Consider the following 1,417-nt stretch of genomic DNA (forward strand, 5'->3'; position numbering starts at 1 on the left):
GGTCACGTCCACGGAGGTGGTGTACGAATCGCCCACTTTGGGGTGGTTCGGGAGACAAAGACGCGGTCATCGCGGATCCTTCTCAAATCGACCAAGATCCAGAAGGAGTGTGCGATGACCGCAGAACCGAGTGTGAACGTTGGAAGCCTGATGCGCGAGCATCTGGAATCGGCGAGCCCTGATGTGTTGCGGGCGATGGTGAAAACGTTCGCGGACGCGCTGATGTCTGCCGAGGCCGATGCGCTCTGCGGCGCGGGCTACGGCGAGCGCAGCACCGAGCGGACGAACTCCCGTAACGGCTACCGGGTGCGGGAGTGGGACACCCGGGCCGGGACCGTCGAGCTGGCGATCCCGCGCCTGCGCACGGGGTCGTACTTCCCGGACTGGCTGTTGCAGCACCGCCGCCGCGCCGAGCAGGCGTTGGTGTCCGTGGTCGCGACCGCGTATCTGCTCGGGGTCTCGACACGCAGGGTGGAGAAACTCGTCGAGCAGCTCGGCGTCGCGTCGTTGTCGAAGAGCCAGGTCTCGGAGATGGCCCGGCACCTCGACGTCCAGGTCGAGGCGTTCCGGAACCGGCCACTTGATTCGGCGCACTACACGTTTGTGTGGATGGACGCCTTGACCATTAAGGTCCGCGAGGCCGGACGGACCGTGAACGTCCACGCCCTCGTCGCGGTCGGCGTGAACGCCGACGGCGGCCGGGAAGTTCTGGGCCTCGACGTCGCCAGCGAAGAGGACGGCGCCGGCTGGCTGGCGTTCCTGCGCTCACTGACCGCCCGGGGCCTGTCCGGAGTCCGGCTGGTCGTCTCCGACTGCCACCGCGGCCTGGTCGCCGCGATCGGCGCCGCGTTGCCCGGCGCCGCGTGGCAGCGCTGCCGCACCCACTACCTGCGCAACCTCCTCGGCAAAGTCCCCAAGAGCGCACAGCCATGGGTCGCGACACTGGTCCGCACGATCTTCGACCAGCCCGACGCCGAAACCGTCCGCGCCCAGTTCGCCCGCGCGGTCGACGCGATCACGGCGAAGTTCCCCGCGGCCGGCGACCATCTCGACGCCGCCCGCGAGGACCTCCTCGCGTTCACCGCGTTCCCGCGGGAGGCCTGGAAACAGATCTGGTCGAACAACCCGCAAGAACGGCTGAACAAGGAGATCCGCCGCCGCACCGACGTCGTCGGGATCTTCCCCGGCCGCGACGCGATCATCCGCCTCGTCGGCGCCGTCCTCGCCGAACAGACCGACGAATGGACCGAAGGCCGCCGCTACATGAGCCTCGAACTCCTGACCAAAGCACGCGGCACCACGATCGATATCCCACGACACGACACCGACCACACGACAATCACCGAGATCGCCGCCTAACATCATGACCAGCGGAAACGCGATGATCGCCTCTTACACCACGCCGCTGGACGTGACC

General features: G+C 67.5%; 1 protein-coding gene. It reads left to right on the forward strand.

The features are described 5' to 3' along the window. Positions 1-114: 114 nt before the first annotated feature. Positions 115-1,359, forward strand: coding sequence for an IS256 family transposase (locus ACIA8K_RS41225; protein ID WP_396068963.1), 1,245 nt, complete (start codon positions 115-117; stop codon positions 1,357-1,359). The last annotated feature ends 58 nt before the right edge of the window (positions 1,360-1,417 follow it).

This window comes from Catenuloplanes sp. NPDC051500, assembly GCF_044454585.1.
Lineage (GTDB): Bacteria > Actinomycetota > Actinomycetes > Mycobacteriales > Micromonosporaceae > Catenuloplanes.